This window comes from Pseudomonas fluorescens (assembly GCF_040448305.1).
GTDB classification, from domain to species: Bacteria; Pseudomonadota; Gammaproteobacteria; order Pseudomonadales; family Pseudomonadaceae; genus Aquipseudomonas; species Aquipseudomonas fluorescens_BH.
On the sequence record NZ_CP148752.1, the window covers coordinates 1,427,020 to 1,448,295 of the forward strand.

Genomic DNA, 21,276 nt, shown 5'->3' on the forward strand with positions numbered 1-21,276 from the left:
AGAGCGTTCGCATTTCGCGAACGCCCGTTGCCAACTGAAGGTTGGATTCCCGAGCCCCCTGTCCTCTAGCCTTGGCACATATTCCAAGAACAAGAGGTACCCCGCGATGACTGCCCCCTTGAGTGCGATCAAAGTGATCGAGATCGGCACGCTGATCGCCGCGCCGTTTGCGGCGCGCATGCTGGCCGAGTTCGGCGCCGAGGTGATCAAGATCGAAGCCATGGGCCAGGGCGATCCCCTGCGCAAATGGCGCAAGCTGCACGAAGGCACCTCGCTGTGGTGGTACCTGCAATCGCGCAACAAGAAGTCCCTGGCGCTGAACCTCAAATCCCCGGAAGGCATCGAACTGGTCAAGCAACTGGCGACCAGCGCCGATGTGCTGATCGAGAATCTGCGCCCCGGCGCCCTGGAGAAACTCGGCCTGGGTTGGGACGTGTTGCACGCGCTCAATCCCAACCTGACGCTGGTGCGGATTTCCGGTTACGGCCAGACCGGTCCGTACCGTGATCGCCCGGGTTTCGGTGCCATAGGCGAAGCCATGGGCGGGATTCGCTACACCACCGGCACCCCCGGTTCGCCACCGGCGCGGGTCGGCGTGAGCCTCGGCGATTCCCTGGCGTCGCTGCACGCGGTGATCGGCGCGCTGATGTCGCTGCTAAGAGTCAAGACCGGGCAGGGCGGCGGGCAAATCGTTGATGTGTCCCTGGCCGAAAGCGTGTTCAACGTCATGGAAAGCCTGGTGCCGGAATACGACATGCTTGGTCATGTGCGTGAACGCAGCGGTGGCGCCTTGCCGGGCATCGCGCCGTCCAACACTTACCTGACCGCCGACGGCGCCTACGTGGTGATTGCCGGCAACAGCGATCCGATCTACAAGCGTCTGATGCAAACCATCGGCCGCGCCGATCTGACGGAGGCTCCTGAGTTCGCCCACAACGACGGGCGTGCAGCCAAGAGTAATCTGCTCGACGCCGCCATCACCCACTGGACCAGCAGCCTGCCCATCGACGAGGTACTGATCGCCCTGGAAGCCGCCGAAGTCCCGGCCGGGCGCATCTACTCGGTGGCCGACATCGTCGCCGATCCGCACTATCAGGCGCGGGACATGCTGCTCAGTGCCGAGCTGCCCGGTGGTGCCACGGTGAAGATGCCGGGCATCGTGCCGAAACTCTCGGAAACCCCCGGCGGCGTGAACTGGTCCGGCCCCGGTTTGGGGCAGCACACCGACGGCATCCTCGCGCAACTGGGCCTGACCGCGATGGACATCGAACGCCTGAAAGTCGAAGGAGTGGTGCAATGATCAGCGATTATTCCGACAGCCTGATCGTGCAGGAAGTGTCCCCGCGCGACGGTTTGCAAATCGAGCCGACCTGGGTTGAAACCCACGACAAGATTGCTCTGATCGATCAATTGTCGCAGGCCGGATTCAGCCGCATCGAAGCCGGTTCGTTCGTGTCGCCCAAGGCCATTCCGGCACTGCGCGATGGCGAGCTGGTGTTCAAGGGCATCACCCGGCAACCGGGGGTGATCTACGTCGCGTTGATCCCCAACCTCAAAGGCGCGCAACGGGCGCTGGCATGCCGTGCCGATGAGCTGAACCTGGTGATGTCCGCCAGCCAGACCCACAACCTGGCGAACATGCGCATGCGCTGTGAAGATTCATTGGCCGCGTTCGGCGAGATTGTGCAGTTCGTTGGCGACAGTCCCGTGCAACTCAACGCCAGCATCGCCACCACCTTCGGCTGCCCGTTCGAAGGCAAGATCGATGAGGACCGCGTGGTGCAAATCGTCGAGGCCTATCAGGAACTCGGCATCCAGGGCATCACCCTGGCCGACACCACGGGCATGGCCAATCCGCGTCAGGTCGACCGGCTGGTGCGGCGGGTGTTGCAGCGGGTGTCGCCAGCGGACCTGACCCTGCATTTTCACAACACCCGTGGCCTTGGTTTATGCAACGTACTGGCCGCTTACGAGGCCGGTGCCCGCCGCTTCGACGCCGCACTCGGCGGGCTCGGTGGTTGCCCGTTTGCACCGGGGGCCTCGGGAAACATCTGCACCGAGGATCTGGTGAACCTGTGCGATGAAGTCGGCATTCATACCGGCATCGATTTGCCGCTGCTACTGAAACTGTCCCGAGGACTGCCGGAGCTGCTCGGCCATGAAGTACCGGGGCAACTGGCCAAGGCTGGACGCAATTGCGATCTGCATCCCGTACCTTCCTGACCAAACACGGAACCCTGTGGGAGCGAGCTTGCTCGCGATAGCGGTGGGTCAGTCAACATCAATGTTGGATGTGACTCAGTCATCGCGAGCAAGCTCGCTCCCACAGTAAAAGCACTACCGCTGAGCTACTCAACCAGACAACAAAAACAATCGGACACCCACGGGAAGTCCGCCTGGAGAAACGCAATGAGCCTTAATGCACTGGAGGCCGGCGCGAGCCCGGCCGTTAGCCACGACGAAGAAAAAGCCCTGGTCAGCAAAGTCGCCTGGCGTCTGATGCCGCTGATCATGGTCTGCTACCTGTTCGCCTTTTTCGACCGCATCAACATCAGCTTCGCCAAGTTTCAACTGCAGGCCGACCTGAGCCTGAGCGACACCGCTTACGGCCTCGGTGCCGGGTTGTTCGTGGTCGGCTATGTGATTTTCGAAGTGCCGAGTAACATGATGCTGTACAAGGTCGGCGCCCGGCGCTGGATCGCCCGGATCATGATGTCCTGGGGCCTGGCCACGGCGGCCATGGTGTTCGTCAACAGCGAATGGCAGTTCTATGTGCTGCGCTTCGTGATCGGTGCGATGGAGGCGGGTTTTGCCCCGGGCGTGCTGTATTACCTGACCCTGTGGTTCCCGCAGCACTATCGCGGGCGCATCACCTCGATGCTGTTCCTGGCGTCGGCGTTCGCCGGCCTGGTGGGCGCGCCGTTCTCGGGCCTGGTGCTGCAACACCTCGACGGTGTGCTGCAAATGCGTGGCTGGCACTGGCTGTTCCTGCTCGGTGGCGTGCCGTGCATCGGCCTCGGTTTGCTGGTGCTGACTTTGCTCAAGGACCGCATCGAAGACGCCCATTGGCTGACGTCCTCGGAGAAGACCCTGCTGGCCAGCCGCATCGCCCAGCATGAGCCGCACAAGAGCGGTGGCTCGCTGCTCGCCGCGCTGCGGATTCCGGGCTTCCTGACCTTGGGCCTGATCTATTTCCTGATTCAGGTGGCGTCCTACGGCTTGAATTTCTGGGCGCCGCAACTGATCCGCAGCGCAGGGACCGAGAGTCCGGTGATGATCGGCTTGCTGACAGCCATCCCTTATATCTGCGGTGCCATCAGCATGGTGGTGATCGGACGCCTGTCCGATGCTACTGGCGAGCGACGCAAGTTTGTCGCCGGTCTGGTGGCGGTTGGTGCGGTAGGGTTCTTTTGCGCGGGGATCTTCGCCAACCACACGACCTTCCTGATTGTCGCGTTGGGCCTGCTCGGTGCCGGGATCATCGCCTCCATCCCGAGCTTCTGGACCCTGCCGCCGAAACTGCTGGCCGGTGCTGGCGCGGGCGCTGCCGGTGGGATCGCGGTGATCAACACCCTGGGCCAGTTCGGCGGCATCGTCAGCCCGGTGATGGTCGGCCGGATCAAGGACCTGACCGGCAGCACCACACCGGCGCTGTATGTCATTGGTGTGTGTGCGCTGATTGCGGTGGCGCTGTTGCTGTGGGGGTTGCCGCAGAAGTTGCGGACTTTGGACAAGGCTTGATTGCTGCGGTGTCAGATAAATCGCTTTCGCGAGCAGGCTCGCTCCCACAGGGGAATTTGTGTCGATCACAGATCCAATGTGGGAGCGAGCCTGCTCGCGATGACTGACCGACAGCCGACATCTGACTGTCGGTTTTCCCCTCAACCCGCCGTCGCCAACCCCTTGGCCGGTGCATCAAAAAACTGAATCAACACCACCCCCGCCATCAACAGCGCCACCCCAAACACCTTGGGCAAGGTGACCTGTCGCTCCACCAACCCAAACCAGCCGTAGTGATCCAGCAATAACGACGCCACCACTTGCCCCGCCAGCGCCAATGCCATGAACCCCGCGGCACCCAGCTTGGGCAGCAGCACCAATGCCAGGGAAATAAAGATCACCCCAAAAGCGCCACCGGCCCACATCCAAAGCGGCGCCTTGCTGATGAATGCCAGTGACGGCAACGGCAAACGCATCGCAACGATGATCGGCAATAGCACGATAACGCTCACCAGCAACGAGGCGAGCGTCGCCCACAACGGATGACCCAACCCGCGCCCGAGGTTGACGTTGATCGCACTCTGAAACGGCACCACTGCCCCGGCGATCATCGCCAGCCCCATCAGACCGGCCCAATGCAACGTACTCATGATCGATCTCCAACAGGTTTTGCTGGACTGTAGGGTATTCGTCGCGCAGATTTAAATTCCGTTTTGTTATCTAGAACATGCAGCAGATGAATGATCTTCGACGTATCGACCTCAACTTGCTGGTGATGCTCGACGCCTTGCTCAGCGAGCAACACGTGACCCGGGCGGCCGAGCGTCTGCACTTGAGCCAGCCAGCGGTCAGTCATGCGCTGGCGCGATTGCGTGACCTGCTCGGCGATCCGCTGCTGGTGCGCGCTGGTGCCGGCCTTGTACCAACTCCGCGAGCGCTGGAACTGGTGGCGCCGCTGGCCGAAGCCCTGGCCCAGGTGCAAGCGCTGCTGGCGCCGAACGCCTTCGATCCCGCGACCACCCGGCGCACCTTCCGCCTGGCGATGTCCGACTACGGCGCCGCCATTGTCTTGCCGGGACTGATCCGGACGTTGCGCCGCGAAGCGCCGGGCATTGACCTGCAAATCAGTCATGGCAGCCGTGAAAGCATGCTCGAAGGGGTGCTCAACGGTGACATTGATGTCGCCGCCGGTGTGTTCCCGGAAATGCCCAACGAATTGCGCAGCACGCCGCTGTTCGAAGAGCACTATGCCTGCCTGGTGGACCGCAAAACCCTGCCCGCCGATGGTGTGCTCGACCTGCCCACTTATCTGGATCGCCCTCACGTCCTGCTGGAGATGCGCGGCAGCGGCACCCCGGAGATCGAGCGCGCGCTTACTGCCATGCGCGAACGCCGGCGTGTCGCCATCAGCCTGCCGCACTGGCGCGTGGCCCCGGAATTCATCAGCGGCACCGACCTGATCCTCACCGTTGCGTCGCGCGGCTTACGCGATATCGATGAGTCCTCATTGGTTGTCGTGCCACCGCCGTTTCACATTCCGTCGTTCACCTTTGTGTTGTCGTGGCATAAACGGCGGGGTGGGGATCAGGCGTTGAACTGGTTGAATCGCAGGATTGGGGAGGGGATCGAACGCTAGAGGTTTTTCTAAAATGGCCTTTACCAATTGGACGGTGGCAGGCGACGCGTATGAAAAATTCGTAGTACCTGAAGCCGACCTTGGCGAACCCGGTAGGGAATCAAATAGGGCCGATCAGGCATGACCCATTCCCGGGTACCGGGTAAGCGTCCTTCACGACCCGTCGCTGGAAATCGGGCAAGGTGATCAACACTGGCGAGAATCGCCTGGACAAAATCTGCTGCAGCTTCTGGATTTTCGATGGCGATGTACGCGGCTTCGTCATCCAGATTCTTTAACGCCGTACGCAACCACTCAACGCGCATTCGCCGTCCACTTGTCAGCCATTGCGTTCACTTCTTCTTGTGTCGCGAAGTCACCTTCATCGGCTTCTTTCAAGGCTTTCTGAATTTCCTCGATTTGCCACGCTTCACGGGCCAGGTATTCACGCAGCGCATCCACGGCCAGAAATGATTTGCTGCGGCCCGTTGCTTTGGAAAGACTCGCGAGGGTATCGGCGATTTCGTCTGGTATGCGCAGGGACATAACTGACATGGTGGTCTCGATGTAGTGGTTTGTAATACAACATACTACACCGTCATCAGTGAGGCGGGGCCAGCCCGTTCGTCTGTCGAGATGTTTCAGTCGACAGGCAATGACCTGATATAGACTGGCGACCATTCACCAAACCGTTCAAAAGGGCTTCCCATGACCCCATCGTTGCTAATGGCCGTGCTTGCCTCGGGTTTTATCTACGGCATCACCCCGGGGCCGGGTGTGCTGGCGGTGTTCGGCATTGGCGCGGCCCATGGGCGACGGGCCGGGGCGGGGTTTCTGTGCGGGCATTTGCTCGGTGATGTGATCTGGTGCAGTACGGCGCTGATCGCGATTGTCGGTGCGCGGGAGATCGGCAGTACCGCGTTCGACGTGCTCGGTGTGCTCAGCGGCCTGTACCTGTTCTGGCTCGGCTGGCGTGCGGTGCGCGCCCGGCGCAGCAGCGCTGATGCGCCGCAGGGCCCGGCGCGGCAGCCGTTCTGGCACGGCATTCTGTTTGGTTTGACCAATCCCAAGGCTTATCCGGTGGCGGTGGCGACGTTCACGGCGCTGTTGTCGAGCCGCGCGGAACTGCTCAACTGGTCAATGCTGCCGACGCTGATCGCCCTGAGTTTCGTCGGCGGGTTGCTCGCCTACGCTATTCTCATTGGCGTTGTCGGTGCGCGGCGAGTGCGCAGCTTGTACCAGCGTCATGAACTGGCAATCACCCGGTTGTGCGGGGTGATGTTCATCGGTTTCGCCATCAACGCGCTGGTCCATGCGTTGCCGGGGCTGATGCCGAGCAAGGCTTGAATATGATCACAAGGATGCAAGGCCGACAGGGCAGGGATGATTGATAAGCGCTGCATTATCAGGACACCCACGCTGAACCATGGAAAACCGAAACTCCGCGCCGCTGGCGAGCTATATCGATCTGTTGCTGGACGCCGTCTGTGCGGTGGATAAACAGGGCCGCTTCGTCTTTGTCAGTGCGGCGTGCGAGCGCATTTTCGGCTACAGCGCCGATGAGATGATCGGCCAGCCGATGATCGACATGGTGCACCCGGCCGATCGCCAGCGCACCCTCGACGCCGCCCGGGAAATCATGGGCGGCGAACCCAAGCTCAACTTCGAAAACCGTTACTTGCGCAAGGATGGCCGCGTGGTGCACATCCTCTGGTCGGCGCGTTGGTCCGAGGACGATCAGTTGCGCATCGCGGTAGCCCGCGACATCACCGAACGCAAGCAGGCCGAATCCCGGCAGGCAGCGTTGTATGCGATTTCCGAGGCGGCCCATGCGGCAGAGGATCTGCTGGCGTTGTTCAAACGCATCCACATGATCATCGGCGAATGGCTGCCAGCACTGAATTTTTCCGTGGCGCTGTACGACGAGCACTGCGCGCAGCTGAATTTCCCTTATCACGTCGATGACCACGAGCCACGGCCCGAACAGCCCGGAACCATGACCGGGCGCTTGTGCACCGAGGTGATTCGCACGGGACAGCCGATCCTGTTGACCCCGGACCAGTGCACACCTCCTGCCGGCTTCGAAGTGCTGTTGACCGAGCAGAACGCTCCGTGTTGGCTGGGTGTGCCGCTGAACTCGCAAAACGGCACCATCGGCGCGTTGATCGTCAAAAGCATTCCGGGCGGCGAGCACTACACCGAGCAAGACATGGAACTGCTGCAATACGTCTGCGCCCAGGTCGCAACCGCTATCGAGCGCAAGCAACTGCATGCCCGCCTGCAATACATGGCCCAGTACGACCAACTGACCCAGTTACCCAACCGTGAACTGCTGCGCGACCGGCTCAAGGCATCACTGCAAGTGGCCCGGGAGAACCGCGGGCGCATGGCGCTGTTGTACGTCGACCTCGACCGCTTCAAGCACGTCAATGACACCCATGGCCACGCGGTCGGCGACATGCTGCTGCAAGCGGTGGCCAACCGGCTCAAGGGCTGTGTGCGGGAAACCGACACCGTGGCACGCATCGGCGGCGATGAGTTCGTGGTGTTGCTGCACAGCATTCGCGCTGCGGGCGATACCGACATCGTGGTCGAGAAAATCCGTCAGGTCCTGGTCCAGCCCCTGCGCCTGGACGGGCACAGCGTGAACATCCAGCCAAGTATCGGCGTCGCCCGATACCCCGATCACGGCACCGAAGAGAAGCAATTGTTCCGGCATGCCGACGAGGCAATGTACTGCGCCAAACGCGAGCATCACCTGCGACTGGTCTGAAAACCCGGGCACCGTTCGTCGTGGTATCCACGTAATTTTCTAAACCTTTTGGGACGCGCAACTTCAGATTCTATGGGGGCTACAGCTCGCCGCGATCATCACCAAGAGGAAGAGAATCATGCCTAATTCAAGAAACTCGAACTCGGGAAACTTCACTAACGATCGAACGAAGGCCTCTGAAGCCGGTCGCAAGGGTGGGAAAACCACCACTACGACCGTCGATAAAGACCCGGCGAAACCCGACATGGGTCGCAAGGGCGGTCAGAAATCCCGCTAAAGGATGCAGGTGGTTTTGATTGAGAGGCGGGGGCGAAAGCTCCCGTTTGAACTTTTCAAGGAGGGCGCGACCATGAACCGGATGGCCACCCGATTATGTAATGCCAGTTTTGCCACGTTACTGGGCCTGTTTGCCAGCAGCACCTTTGCCCAGTCGCCCGCCGAATTCATCGACGAGGCCTCGGCAAAAGGGATCGCCGATATCGAAGCGAGTCGTCTGGCGCACCAGAAAGCCGAGTCCAAAGAGGTCAAGGACTACACCATTATTGTCATCAATGACCGCACCACTGCGAACCAGCACCTGGCGAAAATCGCCAGGAAACTGGATTTACCGGTCGCCCCGCGCGAAGAAATTGTCGAAAAGGCCAAAGCCTTGATGCCACAAGTCATGGATGGGGCGACTTTCGATGAGGCCTATGCCGCCAGTCAGGTGAAGACCACCCAGGAAGCCATCGATCAGTTGCAGCAGGAAGCGCAGACCACCGACGTGCCGGAAATCAAGGCGTTCGCCGAAGAAACCCTGCCCAAATTGCAAAATCATCTGCAAATGGCCAAGGCGTTGCAGGCCAGTCGTTGACCTGAAGGTTTGAACACAAACGGCGCGGGACTTCACTCACGCGCCGTTTTTCTTTTCCGCACTGATCCAGATGTGGCTTGGGGTTGTGAATGAAAATTCGACGTGACCGAAAGGGTGATTCTCTGAAACATTTAGCGGTGCTCGCCGCGGTATCGTAGCGGCCCGAGGACAACACACCGACAGGAGAACGCAATGAGTTGGTCCGCCAAACAATACGTCGCTTTTGAAGATGAACGCACCCGTCCCGCCCGTGACCTGCTGGCGGCCATCCCCGCCGGGGACGTGCGTTCGGCCATCGATATCGGTTGTGGGCCCGGCAACTCTACCGAGTTGCTGGTGGAGCGTTTTGCCGATGCCAGGGTGCGTGGGCTGGACAGTTCCAGTGACATGATCGATGCCGCTCGCAAGCGCTTGCCGCAGGTGCAGTTCGATGTTGCTGACATCGACACCTGGAATGACAGCGGCCCGTTCGATGTGATTTTCGCCAACGCGGTGTTGCAGTGGCTGCCCGATCACGCCACGTTGCTACCCTCGCTCATTAGCAAACTGGCGCCGGGTGGCAGCCTGGCCGTCCAGATGCCTGACAACCTGAATGAACACTCGCACCGTTTGATGCGTGAAGTCGCCGCTGATGGCCCATGGGTCGGCAAACTGGCGGGCGCCGCTGGGCAACGGACGGAAATGGCCGATGCCAGTGGCTACTATTCGATACTCAAAGCCTGTTGCACCCGCGTCGATGTGTGGCGCACCACTTACCACCATCCGCTGGCAGGTGGCGCGTCTGGCGTGGTGGAGTGGTTCAGGGGCAGTGGCTTGCGGCCGTTTCTCGATCCGCTGGATGAGGCGGAGCGGGCTCAGTATCTGAAGCAGTATCAGGCTGCTATTGAGCGGGCGTATCCGGCCTTGGCCGATGGGTCCGTGCTGCTGCCGTTTCCGCGACTGTTTATCGTCGCGACCCGCTGACGCGAAAAAGGGACAGTTGATGAGCGTCGACTGTCCCTTTTTTACCGCTTGGAAAAATTACTGTGGCTTGTTCTTTTTTGAGCGCCGGGCACTCAAGTACTCAAAGGCAAACGAGGCAAAGCCGAACAACCCGATCAATGAAATGATCATGATTCCCAACTCTGAATTGTGCATGTTGATCTCGGGGCGAAGGGTGAGCCGGGAGAATAAGGGATCAATTGCCGGGCTCAACGCAGCTCTACGGCTTCTTTACTCGCTTGCGGTGATCTATACGCAAAAGATATGAGCGTCTGGGTGGTGACAAGCTCCCTCGCCACTATCGACCACGCTATCTCTTAACTGGCCGCGTTTGGCCGATTTGACGTCAGGACGGTTCTGCGTCCATTCGGCGAGCGATCACATCCAGTACATCGCAACCGTCACGCAAGGGCACACAGCACAGCAACGCAAAGTCACTGAGTACAACTGAGTCAGAGGTCAGGTCCCCGCGCATCGCGAGGTTTTCAAGAAGCTGCGTCACGGCGCGAATTCTGTAGCTGGCGGTGCTGAGCAGGGAGTGCAGGGGTTGGGTAGTGTTGACGAACAGCGAGGGTAGATCGTCGGCGTTGCTGGTTAAAGCCATGAACTCTTTCATGAGTGATTCCTTGAATTGAGGTGAACTACCACTCAGTGTCGCCAAACAAAGGGTGGCAGCTGTACGCAGGTTGGCGAACCGGGACAAGGCAAACCGGCAGACCCATAGGTCTCCCACGCACAGCCACCATAAACAGGTAGCCAAGTGCGTTCAGAAACGCTCCGAGATAACTCGGAGGTTTCTATGCTTTGCCATCGAGTCGCCAAACCCGATACGCCATTTGGGCGCGGTCGGACTATAGGTCTCATGACAAAGGCACAGCAATGCGCAAGTCTACGGACATTTCCCAGTGTCGTGTAGGACGTTGCTTTTTCTAGCGTTGATCCCTGCTGGGCCCTTAAAAGTAGGGCATTAACGCTAGCGTTGGCAGGCGCATCACCAGATCCCGCGCACAAAAAAACCGGTCACCCGGACCCGCTTTCTCCTGAGCTGCAGATGTACGCTATCCAGTTCTACCGGAGATCACTCTTCACCGGCCCCCATCAATCGATCCTCAAACGCAGAATGCACTGCATCCACAACACGTTGCGCCGTGCGCTCATCTTCAAGTATTGGGTACCCTTTTTTCAGCTTACCGGAGACCTTCCAACCGTTTTCCTTGATCGAGCGGATGATGCGATTGGCATCCTGATCCGGCATTTCGATCACTTCTTTGAGTTGTTCCTGCGCTCGCTGAAAGATCACCAGTACTCTGGCCTCATCTGCCATCTCCGTACGAATCGTATGTTCGACAACGCGTGCGGTGTAGAGAACGTGCTCGGTCAGGTCTGGGTACCGCCAGGCAAAGCTTGCGTCTACGTATTCATCGAAGTTGAAATTGCTAAGCGTCCCGTCCTCGTAGGTCACCAGTTCGCCAAACCGATAGGCTGCCGCGTAACGGCGCATGAACGGTCGTGAGAATACTTCAAGCGTACGATCGTAGCCGGCCCTGAAATCGATAGAACTGGTGATCGTGGCTGACACGGGCAGAATCACTCCGTCGGGCACTGCCTTGTCCCGGATCAAGGTGTCGTTGATCAGGAAGCGATGAATCCGGCCGTTGCCGTCACGCATGGGATGGATGTACACGAAGCCGAATGCAAGCACCGCGGCACGTGCCACTGACTCGGCACCACGCGTTGCGACCTCGAATTCGTTGAGGCCTTCCAGTAGCGGGGTAAGTTCTTCAAAGTGCGGGGCAATGTAATGCACGATGTCTTCGCGCATTGTGGCTTGTCCCACGAAGACAGGGGAGCGTCGCAAGCCTAGTCCGATGGCATCGTGGCCCAGAATGCCGGCTTGCAGGGATCGAAGGGTGTCGTTGCTCAATGGGGCATCTATATGGCCGCAGTGCTGGGCAATGACATGCGCAAACCGCTGGATGCGATCGGCCTGGTCGGCTTCCTTTTCGATGAGAAAGCTCGCGCGCGATTCCTTGAACGTCAGCCAACTGGCCGTTCGCATCAGGATGTCGGAACCAAAGGCTTGATCCAACTCATCCAATGCCGCACGCAGATCGAATTGCAAGGCCTCCCGCACTGGCTCGGTACGACGAACCAAGGGGCAGAAGTCGGGTGTTCCCGGCAGATTGTTATTGATTCGCCAGCGTCGCGTTCGCAACGACTCGCGACGAGTCAGGTAATTTTGTGGTGAAAGTACATCAACATAGGCGCCATTGGTCACATCAGGCACCTCCAGACGTTCTCCTGTCAGCCATTCGTAGAGGAATCCTGTGCGACGGGCATACTGGCCAAAAGGCTCTCGTCGACACCAGTCTTCAACAGGTTGCGGGCCTATGGCCGCAAACAGGCGAGCAAAGAACTCGAGATGAATCTCTTCGTATTTGAGACCGAACTCGAAATGCCCTGCGAAATCGTCTGCAGGGCGGTAGCGTGGCGGATACCTGTTCTCCACGTTTCCGGCGCTTTCACGGCTGACACGTACGGTGCCAATCATCGACTGTACGCGCAGAGGCTGTGCCAATGCGATGTTGTAACGGTTCGCGAGGGTCTGGAAACCGACTTGCATTGACGAAATCCTTTATGGAGACAGGAAAAGCGTTAACAGAACGTCCGTATTGTGGCGAAACGATAATTTCGCTGGTGGAAAAATACTAATGCTGGATGAAATTTGATACTGAATTCGTATTTTTGGAGAAAAACGTTAATAGTTTTCAGAGTAGTCGCTACAGCCGCGAAAGAATGTACTCACCGATCACCGGAAAGTGACCGACCAAGCTATCCACAAATCCGACGCCATCAAATTGCGGACACAAAAAAACCGGCCATCAAGGCCGGTTTTTTCTGTCTCTACATCCCCCGTCAAAACCACCCTGACGTGAGATCAAAATTCGATTGGAGCGGGTGAAGGGAATCGAACCCTCGTTATCAGCTTGGGAAGCTGGAGTAATGCCATTATACGACACCCGCTCAGAGCGGTGACTTTGTACCAGATACGGCCGCGGATTTGAAGTTTTTCTTTACGTGGAGCGGGTTTAACGCAGATGTGACAAAAAGCCCGGACCGCATGACGGTCGATCGCGGGCAAGCCTCGCGCCTGCAGAATGCGTTTAACGCAGCAGGGCGGGGCTTGCTCGCGATGACGCTACTTCAGCTTGCCAATGCATGGTGTTCCTGGACGTTGTGGTAACGCGGTCGGCTTTCGTGTTGCGCTGGTTTCAGGAAGCCCATCAGTGCGTTGCGGCTGTCTCGGCAGGCGGCTTTGTGCTCCATGTCGAGAAAGTGGCCGGTGGCCTGAAGGGTGCTGAACGTGCTGTGTTGCACGTGGCCGGCGAACAATCGGGCGTCGTCGGCGGCGGTGTATTCGTCCCATTCGCCGTTGAGGAACAGCACCGGCACGTCGATTTTTTTCGCCGCGTGGAGGTAGCACTGGCGATCGCTGTGCAGCACGTCGTTGATGTGGAAGTGCATCTGCCCGTACTCATGTTCGGCCAGGGAGCTGACGTGGCGATAGTTGAAGCGCTTGAACAACGACGGCAGGTGTTTGCCGATGGTGTCGTTCACCAGGTGCCCGACCCGGTCGCGGTCCAGGTTGCCCAGGTGTTCGACGCCGCGCTCGAGGTAGTCGAGCATGTGCGCGTTGATCACTGGGGAGAACGAGCTGATCACGGCTTTTTCGATGCGCCGTGGCCGTTGCGACAACGCCATCATGGTCGCGGCACCGCCCCAGGAAAACGACAGCACGTGTTCGGCGGCGAAGTGGTCGATCAGCTCAAGGAGGATCTGCCCTTCGATTTCCTTGGTGAGCATTTTTTCATGCAGGTTGTGGGCTTTTGACCGGCCCGCGTAGGGCTGGTCGTAGCAGACGACGTTGAACTGCGGATGGAGGTTTTTCACGGTTTGTGCAAACGACGCAGTCGTGGCCATCGAGCCGTTGACCAAGATAATGGTCTTCTCTGCGGCGTCTGCGCGATAGAACTCCGTGTAAACCCGATACTGACCCTGTATATCCAGCACAGCGATTTCTGGCCTCATGTCATAAGACTCCTGGCAAGCGGGTATGCGCGCAATAGAGATTGCACGAGCTTTGTGACAGGTAGGCATACGCCTGGAATTTGAGAGGCCCATGTCGATCCATTGCAGTCCGGTCGACGGGTATTGTTATTGGCGGGCAGTCTGCCGGATGAGGCCGGAACCCAAGGGTTCCTACCGGCAAAAAGTTTCTTAGAAGTATGGGGTGACTCGTCGGTCACATTTCGGCCGACGTCCTGATTCAAGCAGGGGTCACATCATTGCGCAAGTGCCGTTGGTAAATTGTTCGACAACTTTCTGCTGAGCGGTCGTGCGCTTAGATCGATCCGGTCTCTTCATCGCTCAGCGGGCGGTATTCGCCCGGTTTCAACGCGTCGTCGAGTACCAGCGGCCCCATGCATTCGCGGTGCAGGCGCATCACCTTGTTGTTGAAGTGGCCGAACATGCGCTTGACCTGGTGATAGCGGCCTTCGACGATGCTCAGGCGTGCGCATTTTGGCCCGAGCAGCTCTAGCCCGGCCGGTTGCGTGGTGAGGTCTTCGAAGGCGAAGTACAGCCCTTGGCTGAACGTGATCGCGTATTCGGGGCCGATGTCCTGCTCGGTTTCGACGTAATAGACCTTGGGCAGTTTGGTCTGCGGTTGGGTCAGGCGCCGCGACCAGCTGCCGTCGTTGGTGATCAGCATCAGGCCGGTGGTGTTGAAGTCCAGGCGTCCGGCGATGTGCAGCTCGTCCTTGTCCGGTTCATGGATCAAATCGAGCACGGTCGGGTGTTGCGGATCCCGAGTGGCGCTGACGCATCCGGCGGGCTTGTGCAGCATGAAGTGGCGCAGGGGTTTGCCGACTTGCAGCACGTCGTTGTCGACTTCGACGCGGCTGAATTCGCGGACTTCGCTGTGCGGGTCACTGACGATTTTTCCGTCAACCCTGACGCGTTTTTCCACCAGCAACAGGCGTACCTGCTTACGGTTGAAGCACGGCAGGTTGCTGAGAAAACGGTCGACACGCATGACTTAAGGATCGGTAGGGAAAGGGGCGCGCATCTTACTAGATCGATTCGGACGCTGCTTGCAACTGCGCCTCGACCTCGGCGCAGCGCGGGCACAGGCACGAGACGTCGCGCAGTTCTGCCGGCAGCGCCTGGAGCACGGCCGGGTCGATGCTGACGCCGTAGCACCAGCAGGCGCGGTCAGCGGTTCGCGGATCGGCCAGGGTGCAGTCGTTGGGGGCGCCGCAGGCGGGGCAGAGGTCAGGCAGGCTCATGATGAATAGTCATAGCTGGAGTGAGGTTTTTCCGTGCAGGTTCGATTACGGCCACTTTGCTTGGCCCGATACATCGCATGATCCGCCCGTGACAGCAGGCTGTGCAAGGTGTCATCGGGCTGCAGGGTGGTGAGACCGATGCTCACGGTCTGTTGCAAGGCTTCGTGCAGGAGCCTGTGGGAGCGAGCTTGCTCCGGGCGGCGATCCGACTATGGCGGTGTGTCAGTCACATCAATCGTGAATGTGCTGACGCCATCGCGAGCAGGCTCGCTCCCACAGGGGATGTGTGTTTATCGCAGTGTTTTCAGATACATCCGCCACCCGCCCAAATGGCTGATGTTCACCGCGCCCTCCAATCCATACGCCTCGCAGATAAACCCGCTCTCCCAGCGACCATCCGCCAGTTGCACCTTGCCCAACCCCAGCGGCGCTGGAATCCCGGTCAGGAACGAACCCAACTCGCTGCTCGGCAACTCCCAGACTTCCACCGCAATCGCCATGCCGCCATCCTTCACGCGGACCATGCCCGGACGGAATGGCGGGCCGCCGGCCAGGGCATAGAGCTGATAATCCGGCGAGCTGAATGTCGATTCCAGCAACCGGGCACCGCGCTGCTTGAGCTGCCAGTTCAACGCCAACCCGTCCAGGTGCGCACCACAGACCACCAGGCGCGCCCGATCGTGGCGGGCAACCGTCGCCGGTGCAGGCGCGGCCAGGCCTTGCTGACGCTGCAAGGCATCCGCCACGCTCAACAGGTACTGATCGGTAAAGGCGCGGCCAAACAGCGTCACGCCCCACGGCATGCCGTTGTCCATGAACGCGCTGGGCACGGCGACGGCAGCGTAGTCGAGCAGGTTCATGAAATTGGTGTAGTAGCCCAGTTCCGAATTGCGCAGCACCGGTTCGGCCTCGAGCTCCGCCAGCGTCACCGGGCGGCCGATGGTCGGCGTGACGACGCAATCCAGGCCTTCCAGCGCTGTGTCGCACAGGGCTTTGAGCGCTTGCAGCCGATAGTGGGCGCGGAAGGTTTGTACGCCGTCGACGGCGGGTGCCTTGGCCAACACGGCGCGAATCACCGGCAACACGGCCTCAGGATTTTGCGCCATCAACTCCCCGGCCACGCTGTAGCGTTCGGCCACCCACGGACCCTCATAGAGCAAGCGTGCGGCCTCCAGAAACGGCGACAGGTCCAGTTCCACCGCTTCGCCGCCCAAGGCCTTGAGGTGGTCGATGGCATCACCGAACAACAGCGGACCTTCAGGGCAACCGAAGAATTGCAGGTCCTGTGCACGGGGTACGCCGAAGCGGAAGGGGCGCGGTGTACCGAACGCCGAGCCGTCGTTCCACAGCGGGTTGCTGCGGCTGTATTCGTCCCGTGGGTCGAGGCGCGCGGTGAGCGCCAGCAACTGACTGGCTTCCCGCGCCGTGGCGGTGAAGGTGGTGACGCAATCCAGCGTACGACAGGCCGGAACCACGCCAGCCGTCGAGATCAGGCCCTTGGTGGCCTTCATGCCGACCAGATTGTTCAACGCCGCCGGCACACGCCCGGAGCCGGCGGTGTCGGTGCCCAGCGCAAAACTCGCGACCCCGAGCGCCACCGCCAGCGACGATCCGGCGCTGGAACCGCCCGACGGATACTCCGGCAACACGCTGTTGGGGCACGCGCCATACGGTGAGCGGCTGCCGTTGAGCCCCGTGGCGAACTGGTCGAGATTGGTCTTGCCCAGCGGGATCGCACCAAGGGCCAGCAATTGTTCGACGATGGTCGCCGAACGCTCCGGCACGTAGGCGAATGCCGGGCACGCCGCCGTGGTCGGAATGCCCGCCAGGTCGATGTTGTCCTTGATCGCGAACGGCACGCCAAACAGCGGCAGGCTATCGAGGTCGCGACCGTCGAGGGCGGCGAGGTATGGCTCCAGTTCATCGACACTGAGCAAGTGGATGAACAGGTGATAGTCCGGGTTCAGCGCCGCGGCTTTGTCCCGCAGTTGCAGCAGCAATTGCCGCGGCGTGGTGCGGCCGTCGCGATAAGCGCCGCGCAGGGTGTCGAGTTGCAGATCGATGTTCATGGCGTTAGTCCTTTTCAAAATGGGTTCAGTCGAGTTCCAGCACCACGACGCGCTGTCCGGCGCGCACCGCCGAACCCGGTTGCACGCGAATCTCGCGCACCACGCCGGCCATGGGCGCGAGTAGGGGGATTTCCATCTTCATCGACTCCAGGATCACCAGCAAATCGCCGGCCTCGACGCGGTTGCCGGCTTCGACCCGGACCTGCCAAAGGTTGCCGGCGATGTGGCTGTCGACGCTCTGTTGGCCGTTTGCCAGCGGTGCATCCTCGGTGGCCTCCGGGGCCAGTTCTTCACTGTCGAAATGCGCCTGGCCACTGGCGATCCAGCGTTCGCGCTCGGCATTGAATGCGCCTTTTTGCTGATCGCGAAACGCGCCGATGGTCTCGGCTTCCCGGGCCAGGAACGCCTGGTAATCCGCCAGGTTCAACTGACTGTGCTCGATGTTCAGGTCGAAGCGCCCGAGGGGAAAATCCCGGCGGATGCGCAGCAGTTCATCGGCGCAGACCGGGTAGAAACGGATCTGGTCGAAAAACCGCAGCAACCACGGTTTGCCATCGAAGGCTGCGACTTCGCGGTAGCGGTTCCACATCTGCAGCGTGCGCCCGACAAACTGATAACCGCCGGGGCCTTCCATGCCGTAGACGCACATGTAGGCGCCACCGATGCCCACCGAGTTTTCCGCGGTCCAGGTGCGCGCCGGGTTGTACTTGGTGGTCACCAGGCGATGGCGCGGGTCGAGCGGGGTGGCGACCGGTGCGCCGAGGTAGACGTCGCCCAGGCCCATCACCAGATAGCTGGCGTCGAACACTGTGCGTTGCACTTCATCGAGGTTCGGCAGGTCGTTGATGCGACGGATGAATTCCAGGTTGCTCGGGCACCACGGCGCATCCTTGCGCACCGTGGTCATGTATTTCTCGATGGCCAACTGGCACGCCGGGTCGTCCCAGGAAAGCGGCAGATGGACGATGCGCGAGGGCACTTGCAGGTCCTTGGCGGCGCACACGGCGTCCCATTCGCCGGCGACGATGCCGAGCAGATCGGAAAGCGGCAGTTGCTCGGGTTGGTAGTGGATTTGCAGGGAACGGATGCCTGGCGTCAGGTCGATCACGCCGTGCACGTCTTTGCTTTCCAGTGCCTGCATCAGGGCGTGGGCGCGGAAGCGCAGGACCAGATCGAGTTCCGGAGCGCCGATTTCCAGCAGCAGGTGGGTGTCGCCGGACAGGCGCGCCACCAACCGCGTGTCGTCCAGTCCGATATCCAACACCACAGGCGACTCAATCCCCTGTGGGAGTGAGCCTGCTCGCGATTGCGGTGTTTCAGTCACAGAGATGTCGGAGGTGATGCCGTCATCGCGAGCAGGCTCACTCCTACAGGAGGGATTCCATTTCAAGGCGAGGGCTCGGGCAGTTTTGATATCGACCGGCAAGAACTGCACCCTATCCCCAGCCTTGAGCTGTCCCAACTGCCAAAGATCCGCCTCGATCACCGTCACCGGGCACACGAACCCGCCGAGGCTCGGGCCATCCGGGCCGAGGATCACCGGCATGTCTCCGGTAAAATCCACCGCGCCGATCGCATACGGATTGTCATGGATGTTCGACGGATGCAAACCGGCTTCACCACCGTCGGCACGCACCCACTCAGGCTTCGGTCCGATCAAGCGAACGCCCGTGCGGCTGGAGTTGAAATGCACTTCCCACTGCGTGGCGAAGAAGGTGCCGATGTAGTTTTGCGTGAAGTATTCCGGGGCGCCGTGGGGGCCGTAGATCACCCGAATCTGCCGAACTGCCGGCAACTCGGTGACCTGCTCGTCAGCCAGTTGCTGACCGGCACGGCGGTCATTCAGGGCTGGCAGGTGCAACACATCACCGGCTCGCAACGCGCGGCCACCGTGGCCGCCAAACTGGCCGAGGGTGAAGGTGCTTTTGCTGCCCAGATACTCCGGTACTTGCAGGCCGCCACGCAGGCACAGATAGCTGCGCGCACCTGCGCCTGCGATGGTGCCAAGGCTCAACGTCGCGCCCGCTGGAATCAGCAGTGCCGTGTTCATCGGTACGCTTTCGCCGTTCAAAGCCAACGGAATCACCGCGCCAGTCACCGCCACCACCGCCTCGCAATTGAAGCGCAACAACGGCCCGCTCATGGTGATTTCCAGCGCCGCCGCGCCTTCGTCATTGCCCAGCAAACGGTTACCTAGACGCAGCGCCCGACTGTCCATCGGCCCCGATGGCGGCACGCCGACCGCCCAGTAACCGAGGCGCCCGGGATAGTCCTGAATGCTGGTTTGTGTACCGGCGCTGAGCACTTCAAAGGTGTTGGCCTGATAGACCAGTCCTTCCAGGCAACGGGTCCACGGCTGGCCGCTGGCGAAAGGCGCATCGAGCAGAATCTGCCGCAGGTAATCGCGGTTGGTTTCCACGCCGTAGAGCAGGCTGGCACCCAGCGCCTGATGCAGATCCGCAGCGGCCTCCTCGCGAGTCGGCGCCCAACTGATGACCTTGGCGATCATCGGGTCGAAGTACGGCGGAATCTCGCAGCCCGCCTCGACCCAGGTGTCGATACGCAGTTCAATGCCATTGGCCACGGGGAAATCCACGGCGGTGAGCAAGCCCGGGCTCGGTTGAAAGTCGCGACCCGGATCTTCGGCATACAACCGCGCCTGAATCGCATGGCCCACCGGTTTCAAACCCTGCATCAGTTCGCTCAGGGGCGGCAGATCACCGGCCGCCAGTTGCACCATCCAGCGCACCAAGTCGACACCCCACACCTGTTCGGTGACACCGTGTTCCACCTGCAAACGGGTATTCACTTCCAGGAAGTAAAAGCGCTGGGCCTCGCTGTCGAATACAAACTCCACAGTGCCGGCGCTGCGGTAATTCACTGCCTTGGCCAATTTGATCGCTGCCGCGCACAGCTCCTCGGCCATGCCGTCGGGCAGGTTCGGCGCCGGGGTTTCTTCGAGGACTTTCTGGTTGCGCCGTTGCACCGAGCAATCACGCACGCCGAGGGCGATCACTTCACCGTGACCGTCACCGAACACCTGCACTTCCAGATGGCGGGCGCGCTGGATGTACTTCTCGATGAACACCCCGGCGTCGCTGAAATTGTTCTGGCCCAGACGCTTGACCGCTTCGAAGGATTCGCTCAGCTCGGCCGCGCTTCGGCATACGCGCATGCCGATGCCGCCACCGCCAGCGGTGCTCTTGAGCATCACCGGGTAGCCGACTTGTTCACCAGCCAGCAGCGCGGCATCGAGGCTGTCGAGCAGTTCGGTGCCTTCGAGCATCGGCACGCCGTGTTGTCTGGCCAGGGCGCGTGCGGTGTGTTTGAGGCCGAACACCCGCAGTTGTTCGGGCGTCGGGCCGATGAAGGCGATGTTGGCGGCCTCGCAGGCTTCGGCGAATGCGGCGTTTTCCGAGAGAAAGCCGTAGCCGGGATGGATCGCGGTGGCGCCGGTGGACTTGGCGATGGCGAGGATCTTGTCCACCGCCAGGTAAGTTCCAGCCGCTGCACCCTCACCGAGGCTGTGGGCTTCATCGGCTTGCAGGATGTGCAGGCTGGCGGCATCGGCTTCGGAGTACACGGCAACGCCCTGCACTTGCAGTTCACGCAGGGTCCGCAGGATGCGGCAGGCAATGGCGCCACGGTTGGCAATCAGGACTTTTTCGAACATGGCATAACCCCCGGAGGCGATAGCGCATCAGCCTCGACTGGGATGCGGGCCGTCCCGCAGTTTTTCGACAGGCACCGGGGTCGTCCCCGACGGCAACATCAACGCAGATCACTGTGGGAGCGAGCCTGCTCGCGATAGCGGTGGGTCAGCCAACACAAGTGGTGAAGGTACTGATGCCATCGCGAGCAGGCTCGCTCCCACAGGGTTTAGTGGTGTTTGGACGGTTTGAAGCACTGCCCGGAAC

General features: G+C 60.5%; 20 protein-coding genes, 1 tRNA gene and 1 pseudogene. 10 read left to right on the forward strand and 12 right to left on the reverse strand.

What is annotated here, in order from left to right:
- The first annotated feature begins 106 nt into the window (after positions 1–106).
- The 3 genes from WHX55_RS06425 (at position 107) to WHX55_RS06435 (ending at position 3,741) form a co-directional block, all read left to right on the forward strand.
- The gene (locus tag WHX55_RS06425; RefSeq protein ID WP_353742256.1) at positions 107–1,300 is read left to right on the forward strand and encodes a CaiB/BaiF CoA-transferase family protein; all 1,194 of its coding nucleotides are present in this window, start codon (positions 107–109) and stop codon (positions 1,298–1,300) included.
- Complete coding sequence (locus tag WHX55_RS06430) at positions 1,297–2,223, forward strand: hydroxymethylglutaryl-CoA lyase (protein ID WP_353742257.1); 927 nt, start codon at positions 1,297–1,299, stop codon at positions 2,221–2,223. Before WHX55_RS06425 ends, WHX55_RS06430 begins: the two co-directional genes overlap by 4 nt.
- A 186-nt stretch (positions 2,224–2,409) precedes the next feature.
- Positions 2,410–3,741, forward strand: coding sequence for an MFS transporter (locus WHX55_RS06435; RefSeq protein ID WP_150756267.1), 1,332 nt, complete (start codon positions 2,410–2,412; stop codon positions 3,739–3,741).
- A 140-nt stretch (positions 3,742–3,881) separates the two neighbouring features.
- On the opposite strand, the gene WHX55_RS06440 is transcribed toward WHX55_RS06435, so the two are convergent.
- A complete protein-coding gene (locus tag WHX55_RS06440) occupies positions 3,882–4,370 on the reverse strand; it encodes a DMT family transporter (RefSeq protein ID WP_151215088.1) in 489 nt (162 codons plus the stop codon).
- A gap of 77 nt (positions 4,371–4,447) precedes the next feature.
- Between WHX55_RS06440 and WHX55_RS06445 the strand changes: the two genes are divergently transcribed.
- Entirely contained in the window at positions 4,448–5,356 is a 909-nt protein-coding gene (locus tag WHX55_RS06445) for a LysR family transcriptional regulator (protein ID WP_353742258.1), read from the forward strand.
- 20 nt (positions 5,357–5,376) lie between these two features.
- On the opposite strand, the gene WHX55_RS06450 is transcribed toward WHX55_RS06445, so the two are convergent.
- Positions 5,377–5,661: a type II toxin-antitoxin system RelE/ParE family toxin gene (locus WHX55_RS06450; protein ID WP_116262211.1), complete on the reverse strand. Its 285-nt coding sequence runs from the start codon at positions 5,659–5,661 to the stop codon at positions 5,377–5,379.
- Positions 5,651–5,890, reverse strand: coding sequence for a ribbon-helix-helix protein, CopG family (locus WHX55_RS06455; RefSeq protein ID WP_150727562.1), 240 nt, complete (start codon positions 5,888–5,890; stop codon positions 5,651–5,653). The genes WHX55_RS06450 and WHX55_RS06455 overlap by 11 nt, the downstream gene beginning before the upstream one ends.
- A 153-nt stretch (positions 5,891–6,043) precedes the next feature.
- On the opposite strand from WHX55_RS06455, the gene WHX55_RS06460 reads away from it, so the two are divergent.
- The 6 genes from WHX55_RS06460 (at position 6,044) to WHX55_RS06485 (ending at position 10,210) form a co-directional block, all read left to right on the forward strand.
- Entirely contained in the window at positions 6,044–6,682 is a 639-nt protein-coding gene (locus WHX55_RS06460; RefSeq protein ID WP_150756264.1) for a LysE family translocator, read from the forward strand.
- Between the two features lie 79 nt (positions 6,683–6,761).
- The gene (locus WHX55_RS06465; protein ID WP_150727560.1) at positions 6,762–8,108 is read left to right on the forward strand and encodes a GGDEF domain-containing protein; all 1,347 of its coding nucleotides are present in this window, start codon (positions 6,762–6,764) and stop codon (positions 8,106–8,108) included.
- Between the two features lie 118 nt (positions 8,109–8,226).
- Entirely contained in the window at positions 8,227–8,385 is a 159-nt protein-coding gene (locus WHX55_RS06470; protein ID WP_150727559.1) for a KGG domain-containing protein, read from the forward strand.
- A gap of 72 nt (positions 8,386–8,457) precedes the next feature.
- Positions 8,458–8,961, forward strand: a complete 504-nt coding sequence (locus tag WHX55_RS06475; protein ID WP_150756263.1) for a DUF4142 domain-containing protein — start codon at positions 8,458–8,460, stop codon at positions 8,959–8,961.
- 192 nt (positions 8,962–9,153) lie between these two features.
- Positions 9,154–9,924 carry a trans-aconitate 2-methyltransferase gene (gene tam, locus WHX55_RS06480; RefSeq protein WP_353742259.1) on the forward strand — a complete coding sequence of 257 codons (771 nt, stop codon included), beginning with the start codon at positions 9,154–9,156 and terminating at the stop codon, positions 9,922–9,924.
- Positions 9,925–9,943: 19 nt separating this feature from the next.
- Complete coding sequence (locus WHX55_RS06485; RefSeq protein ID WP_191633671.1) at positions 9,944–10,210, forward strand: hypothetical protein; 267 nt, start codon at positions 9,944–9,946, stop codon at positions 10,208–10,210.
- 78 nt (positions 10,211–10,288) lie between these two features.
- Here WHX55_RS06485 and WHX55_RS06490 read toward each other — a convergent pair whose 3' ends face one another.
- From WHX55_RS06490 to uca, 9 genes and pseudogenes are all read right to left on the reverse strand, one after another.
- Positions 10,289–10,558, reverse strand: coding sequence for a short-chain dehydrogenase (locus tag WHX55_RS06490; protein ID WP_150756261.1), 270 nt, complete (start codon positions 10,556–10,558; stop codon positions 10,289–10,291).
- A gap of 462 nt (positions 10,559–11,020) precedes the next feature.
- On the reverse strand, positions 11,021–12,565 hold the full coding sequence (locus WHX55_RS06495; protein WP_150756260.1) for a Fic family protein: 1,545 nt from the start codon (positions 12,563–12,565) through the stop codon (positions 11,021–11,023).
- Between the two features lie 327 nt (positions 12,566–12,892).
- A tRNA-Gly gene (locus WHX55_RS06500) sits at positions 12,893–12,966 on the reverse strand.
- 180 nt (positions 12,967–13,146) lie between these two features.
- The gene (locus tag WHX55_RS06505) at positions 13,147–14,031 is read right to left on the reverse strand and encodes an alpha/beta hydrolase (RefSeq protein WP_008019397.1); all 885 of its coding nucleotides are present in this window, start codon (positions 14,029–14,031) and stop codon (positions 13,147–13,149) included.
- Positions 14,032–14,344: 313 nt separating this feature from the next.
- Positions 14,345–15,037, reverse strand: a complete 693-nt coding sequence (locus WHX55_RS06510) for a pseudouridine synthase (RefSeq protein ID WP_353742260.1) — start codon at positions 15,035–15,037, stop codon at positions 14,345–14,347.
- Positions 15,038–15,074: 37 nt separating this feature from the next.
- Positions 15,075–15,290 carry a cysteine-rich CWC family protein gene (locus WHX55_RS06515; protein WP_150756257.1) on the reverse strand — a complete coding sequence of 72 codons (216 nt, stop codon included), beginning with the start codon at positions 15,288–15,290 and terminating at the stop codon, positions 15,075–15,077.
- A pseudogene (locus tag WHX55_RS06520) lies at positions 15,287–15,448 on the reverse strand (diguanylate cyclase); the annotation flags it as partial. The gene WHX55_RS06515 and the pseudogene WHX55_RS06520, both read right to left, overlap by 4 nt.
- Positions 15,449–15,580: 132 nt before the next feature.
- The gene (atzF, locus tag WHX55_RS06525) at positions 15,581–17,359 is read right to left on the reverse strand and encodes an allophanate hydrolase (protein ID WP_353742261.1); all 1,779 of its coding nucleotides are present in this window, start codon (positions 17,357–17,359) and stop codon (positions 15,581–15,583) included.
- A 25-nt stretch (positions 17,360–17,384) separates the two neighbouring features.
- A complete protein-coding gene (uca, locus tag WHX55_RS06530) occupies positions 17,385–21,032 on the reverse strand; it encodes an urea carboxylase (protein ID WP_353742262.1) in 3,648 nt (1,215 codons plus the stop codon).
- Positions 21,033–21,276: the final 244 nt, after the last annotated feature.